Raw genomic sequence first — 18,814 nt, forward strand, 5'->3', positions numbered from 1 at the left:
AATCACAGCGATGGGTGCGTCACACCCAGTGTGGCGGCATACAGGATTTATCTGTTTATAGCGGTTGAGAGACATTCTCTTTAGTTAACAGGGAAAAAAGCCGGTTTACGTTGTCTGAAGCGGTCTACTACCTCCAAATAGTCACCAGAGGTAAACATGGTTTTACCTGATCACGTGAAATCTTAATATTTCCTTTTTTATCAGTAAATTAAAGGTAATTTTATTTCTAGTACTTTGGTGGTATTTCTGCATTTTACCCCACCCGCTCACTCTGACGGGCTTGATCGCTGTCAATTCTGGCACTTATCCGGCTGCGTACCCTAGGTTCCAGTGAGCAATACCCACGTGTACTTCTATAACGACAGGAACCGTCAGGTTCCGCAGCAGGAGAGTCCGGATGAGCAAATTTCTTGACCGGTTACGCTATTTCAAACAGGTGGCCGAGCCGTTTTCCGGCGATCACGGTCAGACGATGAATACCAACCGTGACTGGGAGGATGGCTACCGCAGCCGCTGGCAACATGACAAAGTGGTGCGTTCGACGCATGGCGTCAACTGTACCGGGTCGTGCAGCTGGAAGATTTACGTCAAAAACGGGCTGGTCACCTGGGAGACGCAACAAACCGATTACCCCCGCACCCGGCCTGATCTGCCGAACCATGAACCGCGCGGCTGCCCGCGCGGTGCCAGTTATTCCTGGTATCTCTACAGCGCCAACCGCCTGAAATACCCGATGATGCGCAAGCGCTTAATGAAACTGTGGCGTGAAGCGCGTCGGCACCATACCGACCCGGTGGATGCCTGGGCGTCGATTGTCGGCGATGCCAATAAAACGAAAGAATACAAGCAGGTTCGCGGACGCGGTGGTTTTGTCCGTGCCGACTGGCAGGAAGTGAATGAGCTGATCGCGGCGGCCAACGTCTACACCGCGAAAACCTTTGGCCCGGATCGCGTCATTGGCTTTTCGCCGATTCCGGCGATGTCGATGGTGTCTTACGCCGCAGGTGCCCGTTACCTGTCGCTGATGGGCGGGGTGTGCCTGAGTTTCTACGACTGGTACTGTGACCTGCCGCCAGCCTCGCCGCAGACCTGGGGTGAACAAACCGATGTGCCGGAGTCAGCCGACTGGTATAACTCATCATACATTATTGCCTGGGGTTCCAACGTACCGCAGACCCGTACCCCCGATGCGCACTTTTTTGCTGAAGTCCGTTACAAAGGCACTAAAACGGTCGCCATTACCCCGGATTATGCCGAAATCGCCAAACTGTGTGATCAGTGGCTGAACCCGAAACAAGGTACCGACAGCGCGCTGGCGCTGGCAATGGGCCACGTGATCCTCAACGAGTTCCATCTCAAGCAACCGCGTCAATACTTCACCGACTACGTGCGCCGTTATACCGACATGCCGATGTTGGTACTGCTGGAACCGCGTGCTGATGGCAGCTACGCCGCCGGGCGTTTATTGCGTGCCGCCGACCTGGTGGGGAATCTGGGCCAGCAAAACAACCCGGAATGGAAAACCATCGCGATTGATGAAACCACGGGCGAGCTGGTGGCACCGCAGGGTTCTATCGGCTATCGCTGGGGTGAACAAGGCAAATGGAATCTGGAGCAGCGCGAAGGGGGAACCCAGCGTGACGTCAACCTGCAACTGAGCCTGCTGGGTCACCATGACGAGGTAGTTTCCGCTGGTTTCCCGTATTTTGGCGGCGCATCCACAGAACACGTCGCCAGCGTCGCGCTGGATGAGGTGCTGTTGCATCAGTTACCGGTGAAACGCCTGACGCTGGCTGATGGTCAGGAAGGGCTGGTGACCAGCGTCTTTGATCTGACGCTGGCTAACTACGGTGTGGATCGTGGCTTGAATGACGCACAGTGCGCCAGTGATTACGATCAGGTCAAAGCCTATACCCCGGCGTGGGCCGAGCAGATTACCGGCGTATCACGGCAGAACATCATCCGCATTGCGCGTGAATTTGCCGATAACGCCGACAAAACCCACGGGCGGTCGATGATCATCGTCGGTGCCGGTATGAACCACTGGTATCACCTCGACATGAACTACCGCGGGATCATCAATATGTTGATCTTCTGCGGTTGTGTCGGGCAGAGCGGTGGCGGCTGGGCGCACTATGTCGGCCAGGAGAAACTGCGTCCGCAAACCGGCTGGTTACCGCTGGCGTTCGGTCTGGACTGGCAGCGTCCGCCACGTCACATGAACAGCACCTCGTTCTTCTATAACCACTCCAGCCAGTGGCGTTATGAAACTGTCGCGCCGCAGGAATTGTTGTCGCCGTTGGCCGACAGTTCGCGCTTTAGCGGCAGCCTGATTGACTTTAACGTGCGTGCCGAGCGAATGGGATGGTTGCCGTCCGCGCCGCAACTGGGTGCTAACCCGCTGCGTATCGCCGAACAGGCTGCTGCCGCCGGTATGTCACCGCAGGATTACACCGTAGCGGAATTGAAAGCCGGTCGTCTGCGTTTTGCTGCTGAGCAGCCGGACAGCCCGCAAAACTTCCCGCGTAACCTGTTTATCTGGCGTTCCAATTTGCTGGGTTCCTCCGGTAAAGGCCATGAGTACATGCTCAAGTACCTGCTGGGCACCGAGCACGGTATTCAAGGGCAGGATTTGGGCGAGCAGGGTGCGGTCACGCCGGAAGAAGTGGAATGGTGCGCACAAGGCGGTGAAGGCAAGCTGGATCTGGTGGTGACGCTGGACTTTCGTATGTCCAGTACCTGCCTCTATTCCGACATCGTGTTGCCGACCGCCACCTGGTATGAAAAAGACGACATGAACACCTCGGATATGCATCCGTTCATTCATCCGTTGTCGGCGGCGGTTGACCCGGCCTGGGAGTCGAAAACCGACTGGGAAATCTATAAAGGGCTGGCGAAAACCTTCTCTCGCGTGTGTCAGGGCCACCTTGGGGTCGAAACCGATGTGGTCACGCTGCCGATCCAGCACGACTCAGCCGCCGAACTGGCGCAGCCGTTGGGCGTGAAAGACTGGAAAAAAGGCGAATGTGACCTGATTCCGGGTAAAACCGCACCGCACATTATGACCGTGGAACGCGATTACCCGAACCTGTATGCCCGCTTTACCTCACTCGGCCCGCTGCTGGATAAACTTGGTAACGGCGGCAAAGGTATTAGCTGGAATACTCAACATGAAGTGGACTTCCTCAAGCGCCTGAACCGGGTGCAGGAAGAGGGCGCGGCGGCGGGTCGTCCGAGAATCGACAGTGCCATTGATGCGGCTGAAGTGATTCTGTCACTGGCACCAGAAACCAACGGTCAGGTGGCGGTGAAAGCCTGGGATGCGTTGGGCAAGGTGACCGGGCGTGATCACACCCATCTGGCGCACCCGAAAGAGGATGAGAAAATTCGCTTCCGGGATATTCAGGCGCAGCCACGCAAGATCATCTCCAGCCCAACCTGGTCTGGCCTTGAAGACGAGCATGTGTCTTACAACGCCTGTTACACCAACGTACATGAGCTGATTCCGTGGCGCACCATTTCTGGTCGCCAGCAGCTGTATCAGGATCATGAATGGATGCGTGCCTTCGGCGAAAGCCTGTTGGTTTACCGTCCGCCGGTGGATACCCGTGCTGCGCAGCCGTTGCTGAACAAAAAACCTAACGGTAACCCGGAGAAAGCGCTCAACTTCCTGACGCCGCATCAGAAGTGGGGTATCCACTCCACCTACAGCGAAAACCTGCTGATGCTAACGTTGGGGCGCGGCGGCCCGATTATCTGGCTGAGCGAGGATGATGCCCGTGAACTGAGCATCGCCGATAACGACTGGATAGAAGTATTTAACGCCAACGGCGCACTAACCGCCCGCGCGGTGGTAAGCCAGCGTGTTCCGGCAGGGATGACCATGATGTACCACGCGCAGGAACGACTGGTGAACCTGCCGGGTTCAGAAATCACCGGCCAACGTGGTGGCATTCATAACTCGGTGACGCGCGTTTGCCCGAAACCGACCCATATGATTGGCGGTTATGCCCAATTGGCGTACGGCTTTAACTACTACGGCACCGTCGGTTCCAACCGCGATGAGTTCGTGGTGGTGCGTAAGATGAACCGTATCGACTGGCTGGATGAGGACAGCCATGACGACCTGTCTTCCCATGTGCAACCTCATCTGCAGGAGAAAGCCTGATGAAAATTCGTTCACAAGTCGGCATGGTGCTGAATCTGGATAAATGCATTGGCTGCCACACCTGTTCGGTGACCTGTAAAAACGTCTGGACCAGCCGTGAAGGGGTGGAATACGCCTGGTTCAACAACGTGGAAACTAAACCCGGCACCGGTTATCCCCATGCCTGGGAAGATCAGGAAAAATGGAAGGGCGGCTGGATTCGTAAAATCAACGGGCGGCTGGAACCACGCATGGGCAACCGTGTTGGGGTGTTGTCGAAGATTTTCGCCAACCCGGATGTTCCGGCGCTGGATGATTATTACGAACCGTTCGACTACGACTATGGGCACCTGCAACGTGCCGGCGAAAGCCGGCATCAGCCGGTGGCGCGTCCACGCTCATTGGTAACCGGTCAGCGCATGGAGAAGATCGAAAACGGCCCGAACTGGGAAGACGATCTGGGCGGCGAGTTCAGCAAACGCTCGCAGGACAAAAACTTCGACGACATGCAGAAAGCCATGTACGGGCAGTTCGAAAATACCTTCATGATGTATCTGCCACGGTTGTGCGAACACTGCCTCAACCCAGCGTGCGTCGCCACCTGCCCAAGCGGGGCGATTTACAAGCGCTCGGAAGACGGCATTGTGCTGATCGATCAGGATAAATGCCGTGGCTGGCGCATGTGCCTGACCGGCTGCCCGTACAAGAAAATCTATTTCAACTGGAAGAGCGGCAAATCAGAAAAATGTATTTTCTGCTATCCGCGCATCGAATCCGGTATGCCGACGCTGTGCTCGGAAACCTGCGTGGGCCGTATCCGTTATCTGGGGGTACTGCTTTACGATGCTGACCGTATTGAGCAGGCGGCCTCGGTAGAGAGAGAAACCGATCTGTACGGTCGCCAGTTGGATATCTTCCTCGACCCGAACGACCCTGAGGTGATTGCTCAGGCACAGCGTGACGGCATTCCACTTGGTGTGATTGAAGCGGCGCAGCAGTCGCCGGTGTACAAGCTGGCAGTGGAATGGCAACTGGCGCTGCCGCTGCACCCGGAATACCGTACGCTGCCGATGGTCTGGTACGTGCCGCCGTTGTCACCGATTCAGGCGGCGGCAGATGCGGGTAACCTGGCGCATAGCGGTGTTCTGCCGGACGTCGAAAGCCTGCGTATCCCGGTACAGTATCTGGCTAACCTGCTGACGGCAGGCGATACCCGTCCGGTGCTGCGCGCCCTGCGACGTATGCTGGCGATGCGTCACTTCAAGCGTGCGCAAACCGTCGAACAGGTCACCGATACCAGCGCACTGGAACAGGTGGGGCTGACGCCATCGCAGGCCGAAGAGATGTACCGCTATCTGGCGATCGCCAACTATGAGGATCGCTTTGTGGTGCCGTCCAGTCACCGTGAGCTGGCGCGTGAAGCCTTCCCGGAAGCGCATGGCTGTGGTTTTAGTTTCGGCGACGGCTGCCACGGTAGCGATTCATCATTCAACCTGTTTAACAGCCGCCGCATTGACGCCATCGACATCACCAGCAAAACCCAGAACATGAGCCGGCGGATGCAGGAGAACAAGTCATGATCAGCCTCCGCGTTATCGCTCGGTTGCTGGAATATCCGGATGCGGAGCTATGGCAACAGCGCCAGGAGATTCTGGACGCGCTGGAACAGGCCGACGAACTGCCGTTACGCCAAAGCGCGCAGTTGTTGCAGTTCATCGGCGACTTTTATCAGGGCGACCTGCTGGACCGGCAGGCGCGCTACAGCGAGCTGTTTGATCGTGGTCGTGCGCTGTCATTGTTGTTGTTTGAACACGTACATGGCGAATCGCGTGAGCGTGGTCAGGCGATGGTGGACTTGCTAGCGCAATACCGCGAAGTCGGTCTGGAACTGGATTGCCGCGAACTGCCGGATTTCCTGCCGTTGTATCTGGAGTATTTGACGTTGCGTGAGCCGCAGGCAGCGCGTGATGGATTGCGTGATATCGCACCGATCCTGACGCTGCTGGCGGAGCGGTTGCGCCAGCGTGACAGTGACTATGCCCTGTTGCTGGAGTTGTTACTGACGCTGGCGGCGTGCGAACCGTCAAGCGATGCCGTAGCGGCGAAGGTGGCGGACGAAACACGCGACGACACGCCGCAAGCGCTGGATGCCGTGTGGGAGGAGGAGCAGATCCGCTTTTTGGCTGACGCGGGCTGTGCTCCGGCGCAACAGACTCGCCATCAGCGTCGGTTCGCCGACGCGGTGGCACCGCACTACCTGAACCTTGACGCCTCACCGGTCAAAGGAGATTGCTGATGCATTACCTCAATCTGTTTTTATTTGATATCTACCCTTACATCGCCGGTGCGGTTTTTCTGGCAGGCAGCTGGCTGCGTTATGACTATGGTCAGTACAGCTGGCGTGCGGGTTCCAGTCAGATGCTGGACAAGAAGGGAATGCGGCTGGCCTCAAACCTGTTCCATATCGGGATATTGGGGGTACTGGGTGGTCATTTTTTAGGCATGATGACGCCGCACTGGATGTACGAGTCATTCCTGCCGCTGGCAGTAAAGCAGAAAATGGCGATGCTTGGCGGTGGAACCTGCGGCGTGTTGACGCTGATAGGTGGCGTGCTGTTGCTGAAACGGCGGCTGACCAATCCGCGAGTGCGCGCTACCTCCACCACCGGCGACATTCTGATCCTGACATTGCTGGTGATTCAGGCGGCGTTGGGGTTATTGACCATCCCATTCTCTGCCCAACATATGGATGGTAGCGAGATGATGAAGCTGGTGAACTGGGCGCAGGCCGTCGTCACCTTCCGCGGTGGCGCATCGGCCTATCTGGAGGATGTCGCGGTGATTTTCCGTGTGCATCTGGTGCTGGGGATGACGTTGTTCCTGTTGTTCCCGTTCTGCCGACTGGTGCATATCTGGAGCGCACCGGTCGAGTATCTGACCCGCCGTTATCAGTTGGTCAGAAATCGTCGCTAATCCAGAGATTGTTCCGCAGCATAACGCCATCGGTTGGCTACGGTGGCATTATGCACTGCTGGGTTAGTGGTTGTTGGTACCGACTCTGTGCGATAACGGCTATCAGCGTGTATTGCGTGTAAATAGATTGTGATGAATGAGTGGTCTTATTTCATGTAACCATTTATGTCACTGTAATATATTCGCACTATATAAAATAATTTTTCACCCAAATAACAGTTATTTATTATTGTTTTTCGGGTAAAAAATTGATTTTACGCTTCTGTGTTGGAGAATGTTGGAAATTTGCTCTGGGTCAAATTTGCTGAAAAATGTCAATGCTAGGATGACGACAGGTTATAACTCTGTAATAAAATGGATGGTGATCTATGAGCAGCGCATTTTATATTCCAGCCTTAAACCTGATGGGCGAAGGTGCATTAGAGGAAGCGGCCAGGCAGATTCAGTTGCAGGGTTTCAAACACGCGTTAATCGTAACGGATGGCGTGCTGAACAAGATTGGTGTTGCGGCTTCCGTGCAGCAACTGCTGAAGAAATATCAGGTCGACAGTGAGGTGTATGACGGCGTGCAGCCGAACCCGACTGTGGCCAACGTCGATGCAGGCCTGAAAATTCTTAAAGCGAACCATAGTGACTGCGTCATATCGCTGGGCGGCGGTTCTTCCCATGACTGTGCTAAAGGGATCGCCTTGCTGGCGGCCAATGGTGGCGAAATCGCCGATTATGAAGGCGTGGATGTGTCTGCCAAACCGCAGTTGCCGCTGATCGGCATCAACACCACGGCGGGGACGGCCTCTGAAATGACCCGTTTCTGCATCATCACCGATGAAGTGCGCCACGTGAAAATGGCAATTGTTGATAAGAACGTGACACCGGTAATGTCCGTCAACGATCCGGTCTTGATGGTCGGTATGCCAGCGTCGCTGACCGCAGCAACCGGGATGGATGCACTGACCCATGCCATTGAAGCCTATGTCTCGACCGCTGCTAACCCGATTACCGATGCGGTTGCGATTAAGGCGATGGAGCTGATTCGTGACCATCTGCGTGATGCGGTGAAAGACGGTAAAAACATAGTGGCGCGTGAACAGATGGCCTATGCCCAGTTCATGGCGGGTATGGCGTTCAATAATGCATCGCTGGGTTATGTTCATGCAATGGCGCACCAACTGGGCGGCTTCTACAACCTGCCGCACGGGGTATGTAACGCGGTACTGTTGCCGCATGTAGAGCGTTATAACGCAGCGGTTGCCGCCCCTCGTCTGAAAGACGTCGCCGTCGCACTGGGTGTGGATGTCGCCGGTCTGAGCGATCAGCAGGCGGCGGAAGCGGCTATTAAGGCCATCAGCCAGATGGCGCGTGATGTCGGCATTCCGGCAGGGTTGAAAGACCTGGGTGTGAAAGAAGAAGACTTCAATATTCTGGCAGATAACGCACTGAAAGATGCTTGTGGCCTGACTAACCCGAAAAAAGCCACTCACGCGGAAATCGTCGAGATTTTTGCTGCTGCATTCTGATTGTAGTTGAATATGTAGCTGAATAGTTCGGGAAGCCCCCAGCCTGGGGGCTTTTTTATGGCGTGATCAGAGCGGGTGGTGGTCTGTTGTACGAATCAGATGTACCATTAAGATGTACATCTTGAGGGGGATACCATGAAAACGTACACCATTACTGAAGCTCGACAACATATTGCAACGGTCATTGATACGGCAGCCAGCGGTGAACCGGTGGAAATTACGCGCCGCAATGGGACGTCGGCTGTGCTCATCCCCAAGGCCGAATTCGAGGCTTATCAAAAAGCCAGATTAGACGCTGAATTTGATTTCATCATGCAGCGCCATGAACACACGGTCAAAGCGCTTGCCGACAGATGAAATGGGTCAGTGCACAGGACGTCATTGCTTTTCATGATCGCATTCTGCAGATGTTGCCAGGGGTTGCCGGTATGGCAGATCCAGGTCGGGCGGAAGCCTTGATTTATCGGGTGCAGAACCGTCTTTATTATGAAGATGTGACGGATCTCTTTGTACTGGCGGCGACATATTGGGTAACTGTTGCGCGTGGTCACATCTTTAATGACGGTAATAAGCGCACCGCCTTTTTTGTCACCATGGTGTTTTTGCACCGTAATGGCGTATTGATTGCTGATAACGACAATTCGCTGGAAGAATTGACCGTTAAAGCGGCAACGGGTGAATATCAGGTGTCATATCTCGCGGAGCAGTTAAGGCTAAGAGTGACAAGGTAAAAGGATAGATAGCGCGGAGATAAGGCAAGGAGATAAATAGCTTTTTTGTAGCGAGAAATGCACTGAAAGATGCCAGTTCCTGACCAACCCGAAAAAGCCACTCACGCGAAAATTGTCGATATTTTTGCTGCTGCATTCTGATTGTGAGTACTAAAAAGCCCCTGATTTTATGGTTGGGGGCTTTTTTTGATAAAAAAACCGGAGCATGAAACACGTGGTTGACTTGAAACTCCGCAATTAACCCGGTTGATTTTGTGAGCAATTCCACCGCCTAAAACAACTAACCGGTTAGGTTTAGGTATTACATAAGTCCCTGTGCCGTTTTCAAGAAGAACACTGTCTTCTTTTGCACTGTCAAGGTGTCCGCCTGTCATTACGTTACGACCATTCGCTAAGGTGTGAGATACACGAATGTCGGCACCAGGGGCATGATTAGCCAGGAAAAGCTCGCCACCCCAGTTAGCCTTCCAGACAGGATTAGTATAAAAGATAAAGGCCCCAGAATATGCGCCATCCTGATGCCAGGAAAGGCCGCTTCCTTCTGGATAGATGTAGGGTTTAAATGTAGTGCCAAGCCACGCTTCCCCCGGTTTTCCAATGGTATGAGTTAATCTCGGTATCACTGCATCAAGCCTGCTCAGGAATTCATCAACGATATCACCAGTAGGACAGACCCGATATTCTCCTTTTTTATACCTTTTAGTACTGACGAGATGTTCTTCAACCGTGTGGTTTGAAAAAAATAAGGTTCCCATACATTGGGTTTCCATCGCCGATACGCCAGACTTTTGACCATTTTTCACGATTAACAACGCTATAATCATCTGTCTGACAATATTTCCAAAGCTCATGATGAACGTGTGTGTCAAGAAAATCATCAATAACAATATAATTTGGATGTTCAATCACTATGTTCATTTTTGCTCCAGATTCAATTCTCATAATTAAATTCACTGGTGATAAATATCCCAATGATCCCTAATAATAAATAAGACAGCGCAGCAATTATCATGACAGCATTAAGACTAAATAGATGAATAAGCTCCGGTGCGGCCAGAAGAGAGAGCAGCAGAAATAACCATTCATAAAACATTCGGCAACGGAAAACTTTTACCACGTCCTCTTTGGTAAACAGTGTCTGCATTAGTGTTGCGAGAGGAAGCTGTGTTACAGGAGCGCCCAAAGCAGCTATTGCAGCAAACAGCATGATAAATGGCAAAGAATTGCTCAGCGCCAAACACAACAACGCTGCTCCGGAGAGTAGGCGCCCCGCTGACATTGCCAGGACGGGTTTATTCACTGTTAACTCAGAGAAAATTAGGTTTGATAACACATTGAATACACCATATATACCGAGAACGTACCCGAAGTATTCTGATTTTTCAGGGAAACTCAGATGAAGTTTTAAGGCAAGTCCTACAACAAGACTGACATACCATCCACCATTACAGAATGCGTAAGCAATCAGGTGATAATTAAGGGAAAATTTTTGGTTTAGAGCGGTAAATCCTCCTGATATTGCATCAATGTTTTTCTTTATGAAGCCAGCTCGGTCCGTATTTATTTTGGTAGCAGGTTCAATGAGGTTAAGTTCTCTGGAAACACTAAGAATGAAGAGCGCAGACAACAGGTAAGTAAGGGCGTTAACAGCAAAAAAATTATACACAGGCATCACGGTGAACATGAATGCTGCAAGCGCCGGGCCGGCAATACGTGCAATACGTCTGACGACGTCAAAAAGGCCATTAATCGATTGGAGAAATTGCCTGTCAGATGAAATTGAAGGTAGAATTGCCTGCAATGCTGGATCAAATACAGGGCGAAAGTAAGAGACAATGATGATCACGACAATCAATAATGTTGTAGATACTTCGTGTGTAATATACCAACTGAGGAATGGAAGAAACGTCACAAAAAATCTGATAAGATCCGAAACCAGCATCATTTTCTTATTCGTCATGCCAACAGTGAACGCTCCAGATGTCAGAGTGGCAATTAAAATGACGGCAGATTGTAACGCAATAAGGTAACCCGACTTATTTCCAAAACGATTAGTTGCTATCCACACTACAGCAAATGAATAAATTTCGGCACCAATACATGAAAGCGTGAGTCCACCCCACAAACGATTTATTATTCGGTGTTTTAACGCAGCTAACAGTTTCATAAAATTAACTTTTTCTTTTTAAGAGCATTGAAAAGGTGGCTGATTGCTTCATCTGACTGATCTATACCAGACGCTTTATAGGAATAGTTGAGTGCACCAGGATTGACGAGGTTAAGTTCAAGAACATAGGGAAAAGCCAGATCCAGTCCCGCATAATAAATGCCGAGCGCCATGAGACGTTTGCCGAGGTGACGACAAAACAGCGCTTCCTCTTTAGTCAGAGTAAGCGGATCAAACTTATTGCCTAATGTGACGTTCGCACGATGATCATCTTCGTGGTGATAGCGTCTGAAACCACAGACAGGAATCCCCCCAACAATAAGCACGCGTTTTTCATTTTCCGTCACGTTCGGTACATATTTCTGTACAGCGGCAAATTTTCTTGATGATCCTATCGTTGGTCGTCCGTAGCGTTCATGGTTTGCGACCTCGTTACCTGTAGCAGATTGAACCAATGCACGGGCATTTTTCTCACGCATACTGATAAGGTAAACATCAGCACCACATCCCTCGTTAGCAGGTTTGAGAACCCATGTTTGCTCCCTGTCTTCTTCAAGTTTGGCAAAAAGATACCTGTAGTCGCTGACAACATGGCTTTCCGGCAGATACTCACGAGGGATGGACTCTGAAAGGGTAATTTTGTTATTGAGAAAAAGCAGTGCTGAAGCGTCATTTACAAAAGGAACTCGTTGATTGAGGACCCATAACATCTGAAAGGTTTCCAGATAAATATCAGGGTGAGGACTCGCAAGAGACCAGACCAGATCAATATCATCGACAACACGTGTTGTGCAAGGCAATGTATCCAGACGTTCGCCTGAGTTTTTTACGCTGTCAAGTTCATAGCAGTCACTGTAAAAAATACTGTCACGGAGTGATATCGTGGTGATATCAGAAAGGAGTACTTTGCAGCCTGCACGCAACAATGCATTGGGAATGATGAGATAATTATCAAGGCGAAGATTTTCAACGCGGGAGACATAAACCAGAACAGTAATATTCATTTTAGTCTATTCCTCTGTAAAAAAAACTGCTGGCGCGCATTCCGCACCTTGAGCACCATTAATAACTAGTTTTTCACTGTCAATGCTTAATCTTCTTAAATATACTCCGGCGAAATGACCGTTGAACACCATACCTCCGGCTGAGATAACGTAACGCTGACCAGAAGGATCGGTGAATATAGAGGTACGATTAATTTTTCTTTGCGCAACATAGCTGATTTTCGCTGACAATATGGTTTCTATAAGCGATTTCCAAGAATTATCAGAAGTTTCGCTTCCAATGCAAACTCCTTTACCACCGTATTCAGAGGAAGGTTTTATAACCCAGTTGTTTTTTTCTTCACATATTTTTTGTTTGACGGTGTCATCAAGCGGAATTGTTTCTGTGATGATTTCAGCAAGGTCTTTTTCGATTTTTTTATCTCGTTTAGAGCTGAGAAGAACAAGGTTTTTCTTGTTGTCGTAAAGTGTATATAGTGGAGGGGAGATAAAGTCTACCAAACCATTTTCATCTGCCTCTGCGAGGGATGATAGAATATCAAAAGGAACATACTTCTTAATTTCACCCCAGGTGAACCTGGTGTAAACAATGTCAATACGAATATTATCAATAAAAACTCCTGTCGTTCGAATATCTAATTCCTGTATTATGCCGCTGATAACTTTAAATCCTGCTGATTCTGCCATGTCAATAAAGGATTTTCGCATAGGGCTTTTATCCAGAGCTGATGCAATAGCCTCGAACAGCACTGGGATTGTGTGTGATACAGAATTAGCAAGGGTGGAATGAAGCGCTTTCTGCCAGTGCGATTCAGGATGATCAAAATGGAGTCTGAATTTCTTTGAGCATGATATATGCTCAAAGAAAATTGTTTTTTGAAAAGAATCAATATAGTTAATATTTCCACTCATCCCCCCTATGGTTGCTGCAACATTAACTTCACACAGCCTGATACCATTGTCGGTAAGAATAAAATCAGGGCGCATGAAGAGCAATGCACGTCTCTGAAATTTTTCTGAAGTAAATTTTTTTAGAAAATGAGACTCATAGTCATCATATCCAAGATAATCGATCCATGCATTGAAGTTACCATCAAAATAAAAATGAGGTATAGACGTGATTAATGTATTAAGTTGCAATGATCTTTTTTCAATTTCATCCCGCAATAAATGGTTTAAAATCGTGGGGGGATAATAGTAACTTCTTCCCCTGATAGCAGTTTTTATCTTAAAATTAATGGTGTCGGTGTTGGTTATTTCATTTGGGAAATCACAGATGAAATTACTCCATATCTGATTAGTAATATCTTTCATGATTACGTGTCCATAACAGGATAAGATGAATTATTCAAAATTTCAATAACGTCTTCCCTTGCGGAAACATTCGGCGTCATCACTATGATATGACCATAACGGTCTCTGAAATCACCATGAAAAATGCTTTCTTTGCGCTTGTTTTCATCAAAACACAGCACCGCTTCCTGACATTTTTCTTTCAGACATCGAAATACGCGGTGATTTAACTTATTACCTTTAACAATAAATCGGATAGCTGAAAAGTTATTTTCAGGTTTCGATAAATCAACGATGTTACCCGTGCAATAATCAATACATGCTTTTATTAAATCGGAGCCTGTCGATAGTCTGAAAATTTCAGGAATATACCCACCTGCTAAACGAGGGTTCACTTCAATAATTTTTATGTTCTCGTCTTGCAAGAATCGTACTTCAATGTGTACGGGGCCTGATGTCAGACCAAACAGCGATATAACCCGTCCAATTAGAGTAGTCAGAGCGGTTGTTTTTTCCGTTTCTAGTAAAGCTGGGAAATCATGACCTACTGCAATCATTCTGGGAAAATAATCATAATGCTGGTGGGTTATTCCAACAATGTTGCTGTTGAATACTTCAACTGAGTATTGTTCCCCAGGGTAGTACTTTTCAATAATCCACTCGGTAGTCGATACGGAAGATCCGAAAACAGTACTTAATGCACGGAGCAGCTCGTTTTCATCGCTAATGGCAAGTACTCCGACACTTCCTGAACAATCCACGGGTTTGATAATAACCGGAAAACCTACAGAGTGTACAAAATGCAGTACTGCTGCCTTGTCTGTAATTTCAGAAAATGGCGTATAACTTAACTGGTGACGATTCAATTGCTCTCTTTGAAATTTTTTGTTCCTCACCGCCTTGATACGTTCGCAATCAAGTGATGGAAGATTAAGTAATGATGCCAGCTCAGAAGCAGTAGAAATATAATACTCTGATGTTGACCAGACACCGGCTACATTTTCAGTCCCAAGTTCAGATGCAACAGAATGTAGAATATGATCAATATTGCTTGTATCGACCTTGATAGTCCGGAAAGGCGCTTTATTAAGAAAATGATAGCGATTTCCATCTCGATACATTAAGACCGGTTCATAGCCAGCTTTTGATGCCCTTTCCAGAAATATCTCTCCAGTTCCTGTTGTGTTACTTTCCACGAAAATGAGATATTTCATCACGGCTTGGCCTTCCTGCCCCAGTGAAACATGGACCAGCGGGTAAGTTCTTCATCTGGCACACTGACTTTTTTGGGGGAGAGAGTACTGAACTGTGCAGAACCCCAACCGGGAACAGTATTCATCCAGTCATCATTGTAGATTGTGTCAAAATAACGATGACCTTCATCAGGAAACAACGCTATCGTGACTTTGTCAGGATTATGTTGTGCATACCAATTAGCTACGAGATAAGCCGCTCCACTTGTTCCCCCCATAAACAGACCATATTTTCGATAAATCTCTCGTGTTGCAATATAGGCTTCTCTGGCACTGACCCAGTGTATTTCATCGAATTCTTCATAACGAATATTTCCCGGAATGATGCTATTACCCAATCCACGTAATAATCTTTTACCATTTTTATGTCCAAATAATACGCTGTTGTGTGTATCAATTCCTATCGTCTTTAAGTCAGGATTATATTTTCTCAGACCTATTGATGTACCAGACATGGAACCGCCAGTACCAACTGTTCCGCATAGATAATTTATATTTCCGACTCTTTCGAAAATCAGTGTTGATACAGCATGATAGGACTCGATGTTTCCTTCATTGAAATACTGCCTTGTCCAGAAAGCATTTTCTGAAACAATGATCTGATTCACACGATCAAGACGTGCTTTTTGTGGACCATCCCTTTCTTCTATTTCTTTGTCAATAATATCTACTCGCGCACCCAGTGTTTTCAGTCTTGACATCAGGTAGTTATCAATTGCAGAGTCACCAACCAGAACAAGCTTATATCTCCTCTCTGCGCAGAGTAAAGCCAGGGCAAGGCCAAAGGTTCCTGATGTGCTTTCTACAACTGTATCGCCAGGAAGCAATTCGTTATTTTTTTCCGCTGTATCTAAAATGTATCTCGCAGGTAATAACTTCATAAGCGGGAAGGCGGCACAGTAAAAATTTTCGCCTAACTGAAAGATATCAGGTAATTCTTTTACAAGACATTCACCCGTTCGCCTGAAGGGGAAATGCTCTATAGAATTAATTGATTCCCTAAGCATGAATGCATCCCCCAACAGTTTTGTGGAAAAGGAAGTATAAAATATCCGCGTTTTTAAAAAAAAAACAACAAAAACCAATATTCAATCAATGTGCTGTTAATATTGGTTTTTTGCTTTAAATTGAAATGCCTTTTACAAAGGTTTACATTGAATATGGCTGATTTTAATTTGTCTAAGTTTGCGATTTATTCTCATGTTGTGTGCCTGTTTTAGGTTATTTATCTTGATTTTTCGCATGATAAAGCATTAATTTTTTGATTGTTTTAATGTTGCATGATGTTGACGGATGGTAGTCGTAGGAATATCCGAATTAAGTTCATGAAACGAAAAAAAATCAATGTTTTTGAACATTATCAGTCAGCGGGGGTGAATTAAGGGATGCAGTCTATAATAGGCTCTCCTGATAATGAGAAACTTTATTTGAAATTAACTGAGGAAAATATTTGTTATCGTGAAGGAAAGGTAAAAATTATACTGTAAAGAATAACATGCCATAATAAACACTATACCATAATGATAATATACCCGTCATACTTCAAGTTACAGGTGCGTTGGCTGCGCTCAGTCACCCGAATCACTTACCTGAGTAAGCTCATCGGGATTCCTTCCCTTGCCGCCTTCCTGAAACTCGAATTATTTAGGGTATATATCTGCTGTTCGGCCTTATCCGGCTACCTAATTGAGTAGCAACGAAGCCACAGTGTTAATGACAGGCAGGTTAGTTGTGTTACAAGGCTCGTAATGAGCCCTGTGTTTTGATGAGGCAGCGTAAATGGTTCAGATCGCTATCGGTAAGACACTATCCTGCCCTTTATTACCGATAATGCATTCAGACATTGCTGTTACAACGTATACCCCGGTTTTTTGGTGAGGTTATCCAGCTCCGGGCCAATTTCGATATCGTAAACCGTCTCTTTCCAGCGCTCTGGCGTAACTTCGGTTAAGGCAATCGAGATCGACTTGTCTTCCGCATTCAGGTACTTCTTGAGTAATTCGCTGATATCGTTTGCCAAATCCTGTTTGACAGTTTCCGGCAGATTGCGGGGAAAATACTTGATGGCAACATGTGGCATAGATAAAGCGCTCCCTGTGTTGAACCCGTTATGAAGGGGAGAGCGGCCATTAACGCCTGCAACTGGCGACCGCCCGTGACAGGCCTATGTTGACAGGATTCCGGGCTGAGAGCCACCCACCCTTGAGTATTGACGTCGTAATCCGAGGCGGCGTTTGCCGCCATCTTCATTGCGTCGCCGTGATATCCAGTGCGTCCAACGCACGCAGGTGTTCCGGAAGCCAGGATAAGTGGATTTCACTGCCGACCTGCCAATCCGGATTAACATCGCTGGCAGGCAGTTTCACCATAAATTGTGATTGGCCTGCAACTTCGGTCATCATGCGGACATGATCGCCAAGATAGATAAACTGCTGGATACGCGCACGGGCCTGCTGTGCGCCTTCCGGCAATACGCTGGCGTTGACCTTTACCCGTTCCGGGCGAATACACAGATGAATTTTTCTGCCCGGTGAGCTGGGGCGAACTTTCAGTGCACGCAGGACGGTGCCGTCATCCAACTGTGCCTGATAGTAATCGCCGTCGCTGCCGGACTGGGTGCCAATCAGCGTATTATTTTCACCGATAAACTGCGCTACGAAGGCATTTTGTGGCCGTTCATAGATATCGCTGGGGCTGTCCATCTGCTGAATAATCCCGTCGTTAAACACGGCAACCCGGTCCGACATGGTCATGGCTTCACTCTGGTCGTGGGTGACGTACACCACAGTGAGTTCCAATGCGCGATGTAATTCTTTGATTTCCAGTTGCATGTGTTCACGCAGTTGCTTGTCCAGCGCGCCCAGCGGTTCATCCATCAGCACCAGTCGTGGTTCAAACACCAGTGCTCTGGCCAGTGCTACGCGTTGTTGTTGACCACCGGACATCTGCGCCGGGTAGCGGTCGGCCAGATTGGTCAGCTTGACGCGGTTCAACACGCGGTCCACTTTTTCTTTAATGTCGCTACGGTTCATGCGGCGAATAGAAAGCGGAAACGCCAGATTCTCCGCCACGGTCATGTGCGGGAACAATGCGTAGTTCTGAAATACCATGCCGATGCCGCGTTGATGGGGCGGCAGGTTGTGCAACGGGGTGTCGCGCAGCAGGATTTCACCCTGGGTCGGCGTTTCAAAGCCGGCCAGCATCATCAGGCTGGTGGTTTTGCCTGAGCCGGACGGGCCTAACATGGTGAGAAATTCCCCTTCCTGAATATCCAGATTCAGATTCTTGACTACCAGACGATTGCCATCGTAGGTTTTTTGAATATTTTTGAAGCTAACGTAGGTTTTCATTCTTCCCTTCTCTCAGGTGTCGTAGCGTGGTGCTGGTAATGATATATGCATAAGTCATGCCTGATAGATAATTGAAAAATTATTCTTATTATTTCGGCGCAGAAAAAACGGTGTGCATGATCGTGTCGTGAGCAGGAGTAACGCGAATACTCTGCTGCTGACTGGATAGCTGACTGTGCATATTGCACAACAATAAGGCTGGAGTAGTGGGCTAATTGCATGAGACAGTGCGATGCATGGCTTGGATTGTCTTGCATCATAATGGTGATTTTTGTTGAGGTGATGCACTGTTTTAGTGCTAAATGGTGGGGCGAAAAAAGAATGCAAGAGCTGGCGGAGTAACCCGTTTTTACAGTGTGTGGGGCGCTCGGTGCAGGGT

General features: G+C 48.8%; 15 protein-coding genes. 7 read left to right on the forward strand and 8 right to left on the reverse strand.

The window, feature by feature from the left end; all coding sequences use genetic code 11:
• Positions 1–397 precede the first annotated feature (397 nt).
• The 7 genes from Dpoa569_RS08540 (at position 398) to Dpoa569_RS08570 (ending at position 9,368) form a co-directional block, all read left to right on the forward strand.
• Entirely contained in the window at positions 398–4,168 is a 3,771-nt protein-coding gene (locus Dpoa569_RS08540; protein WP_146411248.1) for a nitrate reductase subunit alpha, read from the forward strand.
• Positions 4,168–5,727: a nitrate reductase subunit beta gene (gene narH / locus Dpoa569_RS08545; protein WP_042870839.1), complete on the forward strand. Its 1,560-nt coding sequence runs from the start codon at positions 4,168–4,170 to the stop codon at positions 5,725–5,727. The genes Dpoa569_RS08540 and narH overlap by 1 nt, the downstream gene beginning before the upstream one ends.
• Positions 5,724–6,443 (forward strand): nitrate reductase molybdenum cofactor assembly chaperone, encoded by a 720-nt coding sequence (gene narJ, locus Dpoa569_RS08550; protein WP_042870837.1) that lies wholly within the window; start codon positions 5,724–5,726, stop codon positions 6,441–6,443. The genes narH and narJ overlap by 4 nt, the downstream gene beginning before the upstream one ends.
• A complete protein-coding gene (gene narI / locus Dpoa569_RS08555) occupies positions 6,443–7,120 on the forward strand; it encodes a respiratory nitrate reductase subunit gamma (RefSeq protein ID WP_042870835.1) in 678 nt (225 codons plus the stop codon). The genes narJ and narI overlap by 1 nt, the downstream gene beginning before the upstream one ends.
• A 368-nt stretch (positions 7,121–7,488) precedes the next feature.
• Positions 7,489–8,637, forward strand: coding sequence for an L-threonine dehydrogenase (yiaY, locus tag Dpoa569_RS08560; protein WP_042870833.1), 1,149 nt, complete (start codon positions 7,489–7,491; stop codon positions 8,635–8,637).
• 135 nt (positions 8,638–8,772) lie between these two features.
• Positions 8,773–8,994, forward strand: a complete 222-nt coding sequence (locus tag Dpoa569_RS08565) for a type II toxin-antitoxin system Phd/YefM family antitoxin (protein WP_042870831.1) — start codon at positions 8,773–8,775, stop codon at positions 8,992–8,994.
• The gene (locus tag Dpoa569_RS08570) at positions 8,991–9,368 is read left to right on the forward strand and encodes a type II toxin-antitoxin system death-on-curing family toxin (RefSeq protein ID WP_042870829.1); all 378 of its coding nucleotides are present in this window, start codon (positions 8,991–8,993) and stop codon (positions 9,366–9,368) included. Before Dpoa569_RS08565 ends, Dpoa569_RS08570 begins: the two co-directional genes overlap by 4 nt.
• A gap of 167 nt (positions 9,369–9,535) precedes the next feature.
• Here the strand turns inward: Dpoa569_RS08570 and Dpoa569_RS08575 are convergent, their stop codons facing one another.
• From Dpoa569_RS08575 to Dpoa569_RS08610, 8 genes are all read right to left on the reverse strand, one after another.
• Positions 9,536–10,273, reverse strand: coding sequence for a 2OG-Fe(II) oxygenase (locus tag Dpoa569_RS08575; protein WP_050569451.1), 738 nt, complete (start codon positions 10,271–10,273; stop codon positions 9,536–9,538).
• A 26-nt stretch (positions 10,274–10,299) separates the two neighbouring features.
• Entirely contained in the window at positions 10,300–11,535 is a 1,236-nt protein-coding gene (locus tag Dpoa569_RS08580) for an MFS transporter (protein WP_042870826.1), read from the reverse strand.
• Positions 11,532–12,539 carry an ATP-grasp domain-containing protein gene (locus tag Dpoa569_RS08585; protein WP_042870824.1) on the reverse strand — a complete coding sequence of 336 codons (1,008 nt, stop codon included), beginning with the start codon at positions 12,537–12,539 and terminating at the stop codon, positions 11,532–11,534. The genes Dpoa569_RS08580 and Dpoa569_RS08585 overlap by 4 nt, the downstream gene beginning before the upstream one ends.
• A 6-nt stretch (positions 12,540–12,545) precedes the next feature.
• On the reverse strand, positions 12,546–13,853 hold the full coding sequence (locus Dpoa569_RS08590) for a hypothetical protein (protein WP_042870822.1): 1,308 nt from the start codon (positions 13,851–13,853) through the stop codon (positions 12,546–12,548).
• Positions 13,854–13,855: 2 nt separating this feature from the next.
• The gene (locus Dpoa569_RS08595; RefSeq protein WP_042870819.1) at positions 13,856–15,046 is read right to left on the reverse strand and encodes an ATP-grasp domain-containing protein; all 1,191 of its coding nucleotides are present in this window, start codon (positions 15,044–15,046) and stop codon (positions 13,856–13,858) included.
• The gene (locus Dpoa569_RS08600; protein ID WP_050569450.1) at positions 15,046–16,092 is read right to left on the reverse strand and encodes a PLP-dependent cysteine synthase family protein; all 1,047 of its coding nucleotides are present in this window, start codon (positions 16,090–16,092) and stop codon (positions 15,046–15,048) included. Before Dpoa569_RS08600 ends, Dpoa569_RS08595 begins: the two co-directional genes overlap by 1 nt.
• Before the next feature lie 842 nt (positions 16,093–16,934).
• The gene (gene pptA, locus Dpoa569_RS08605) at positions 16,935–17,165 is read right to left on the reverse strand and encodes a tautomerase PptA (RefSeq protein ID WP_042870816.1); all 231 of its coding nucleotides are present in this window, start codon (positions 17,163–17,165) and stop codon (positions 16,935–16,937) included.
• Between the two features lie 166 nt (positions 17,166–17,331).
• On the reverse strand, positions 17,332–18,435 hold the full coding sequence (locus Dpoa569_RS08610; protein ID WP_042870814.1) for an ABC transporter ATP-binding protein: 1,104 nt from the start codon (positions 18,433–18,435) through the stop codon (positions 17,332–17,334).
• Positions 18,436–18,814: the final 379 nt, after the last annotated feature.

This window comes from Dickeya poaceiphila, assembly GCF_007858975.2.
GTDB classification, from domain to species: domain Bacteria; phylum Pseudomonadota; class Gammaproteobacteria; order Enterobacterales; family Enterobacteriaceae; genus Dickeya; species Dickeya poaceiphila.

What these genes read in the sequence shown, in the direction of transcription:
- Dpoa569_RS08585 (WP_042870824.1), bottom strand. Translation starts at nt 12,539, where the DNA reads ATGAATATTACTGTTCTGGTTTATGTCTCCCGCGTTGAAAATCTTCGC.
- pptA (WP_042870816.1), bottom strand. Translation starts at nt 17,165, where the DNA reads ATGCCACATGTTGCCATCAAGTATTTTCCCCGCAATCTGCCGGAAACT.
- Dpoa569_RS08565 (WP_042870831.1), top strand. Translation starts at nt 8,773, where the DNA reads ATGAAAACGTACACCATTACTGAAGCTCGACAACATATTGCAACGGTC.
- Dpoa569_RS08540 (WP_146411248.1), top strand. Translation starts at nt 398, where the DNA reads ATGAGCAAATTTCTTGACCGGTTACGCTATTTCAAACAGGTGGCCGAG.
- Dpoa569_RS08580 (WP_042870826.1), bottom strand. Translation starts at nt 11,535, where the DNA reads ATGAAACTGTTAGCTGCGTTAAAACACCGAATAATAAATCGTTTGTGG.
- narH (WP_042870839.1), top strand. Translation starts at nt 4,168, where the DNA reads ATGAAAATTCGTTCACAAGTCGGCATGGTGCTGAATCTGGATAAATGC.
- yiaY (WP_042870833.1), top strand. Translation starts at nt 7,489, where the DNA reads ATGAGCAGCGCATTTTATATTCCAGCCTTAAACCTGATGGGCGAAGGT.
- narI (WP_042870835.1), top strand. Translation starts at nt 6,443, where the DNA reads ATGCATTACCTCAATCTGTTTTTATTTGATATCTACCCTTACATCGCC.
- Dpoa569_RS08590 (WP_042870822.1), bottom strand. Translation starts at nt 13,853, where the DNA reads ATGAAAGATATTACTAATCAGATATGGAGTAATTTCATCTGTGATTTC.
- Dpoa569_RS08595 (WP_042870819.1), bottom strand. Translation starts at nt 15,046, where the DNA reads ATGAAATATCTCATTTTCGTGGAAAGTAACACAACAGGAACTGGAGAG.
- narJ (WP_042870837.1), top strand. Translation starts at nt 5,724, where the DNA reads ATGATCAGCCTCCGCGTTATCGCTCGGTTGCTGGAATATCCGGATGCG.
- Dpoa569_RS08610 (WP_042870814.1), bottom strand. Translation starts at nt 18,435, where the DNA reads ATGAAAACCTACGTTAGCTTCAAAAATATTCAAAAAACCTACGATGGC.
- Dpoa569_RS08600 (WP_050569450.1), bottom strand. Translation starts at nt 16,092, where the DNA reads ATGCTTAGGGAATCAATTAATTCTATAGAGCATTTCCCCTTCAGGCGA.
- Dpoa569_RS08570 (WP_042870829.1), top strand. Translation starts at nt 8,991, where the DNA reads ATGAAATGGGTCAGTGCACAGGACGTCATTGCTTTTCATGATCGCATT.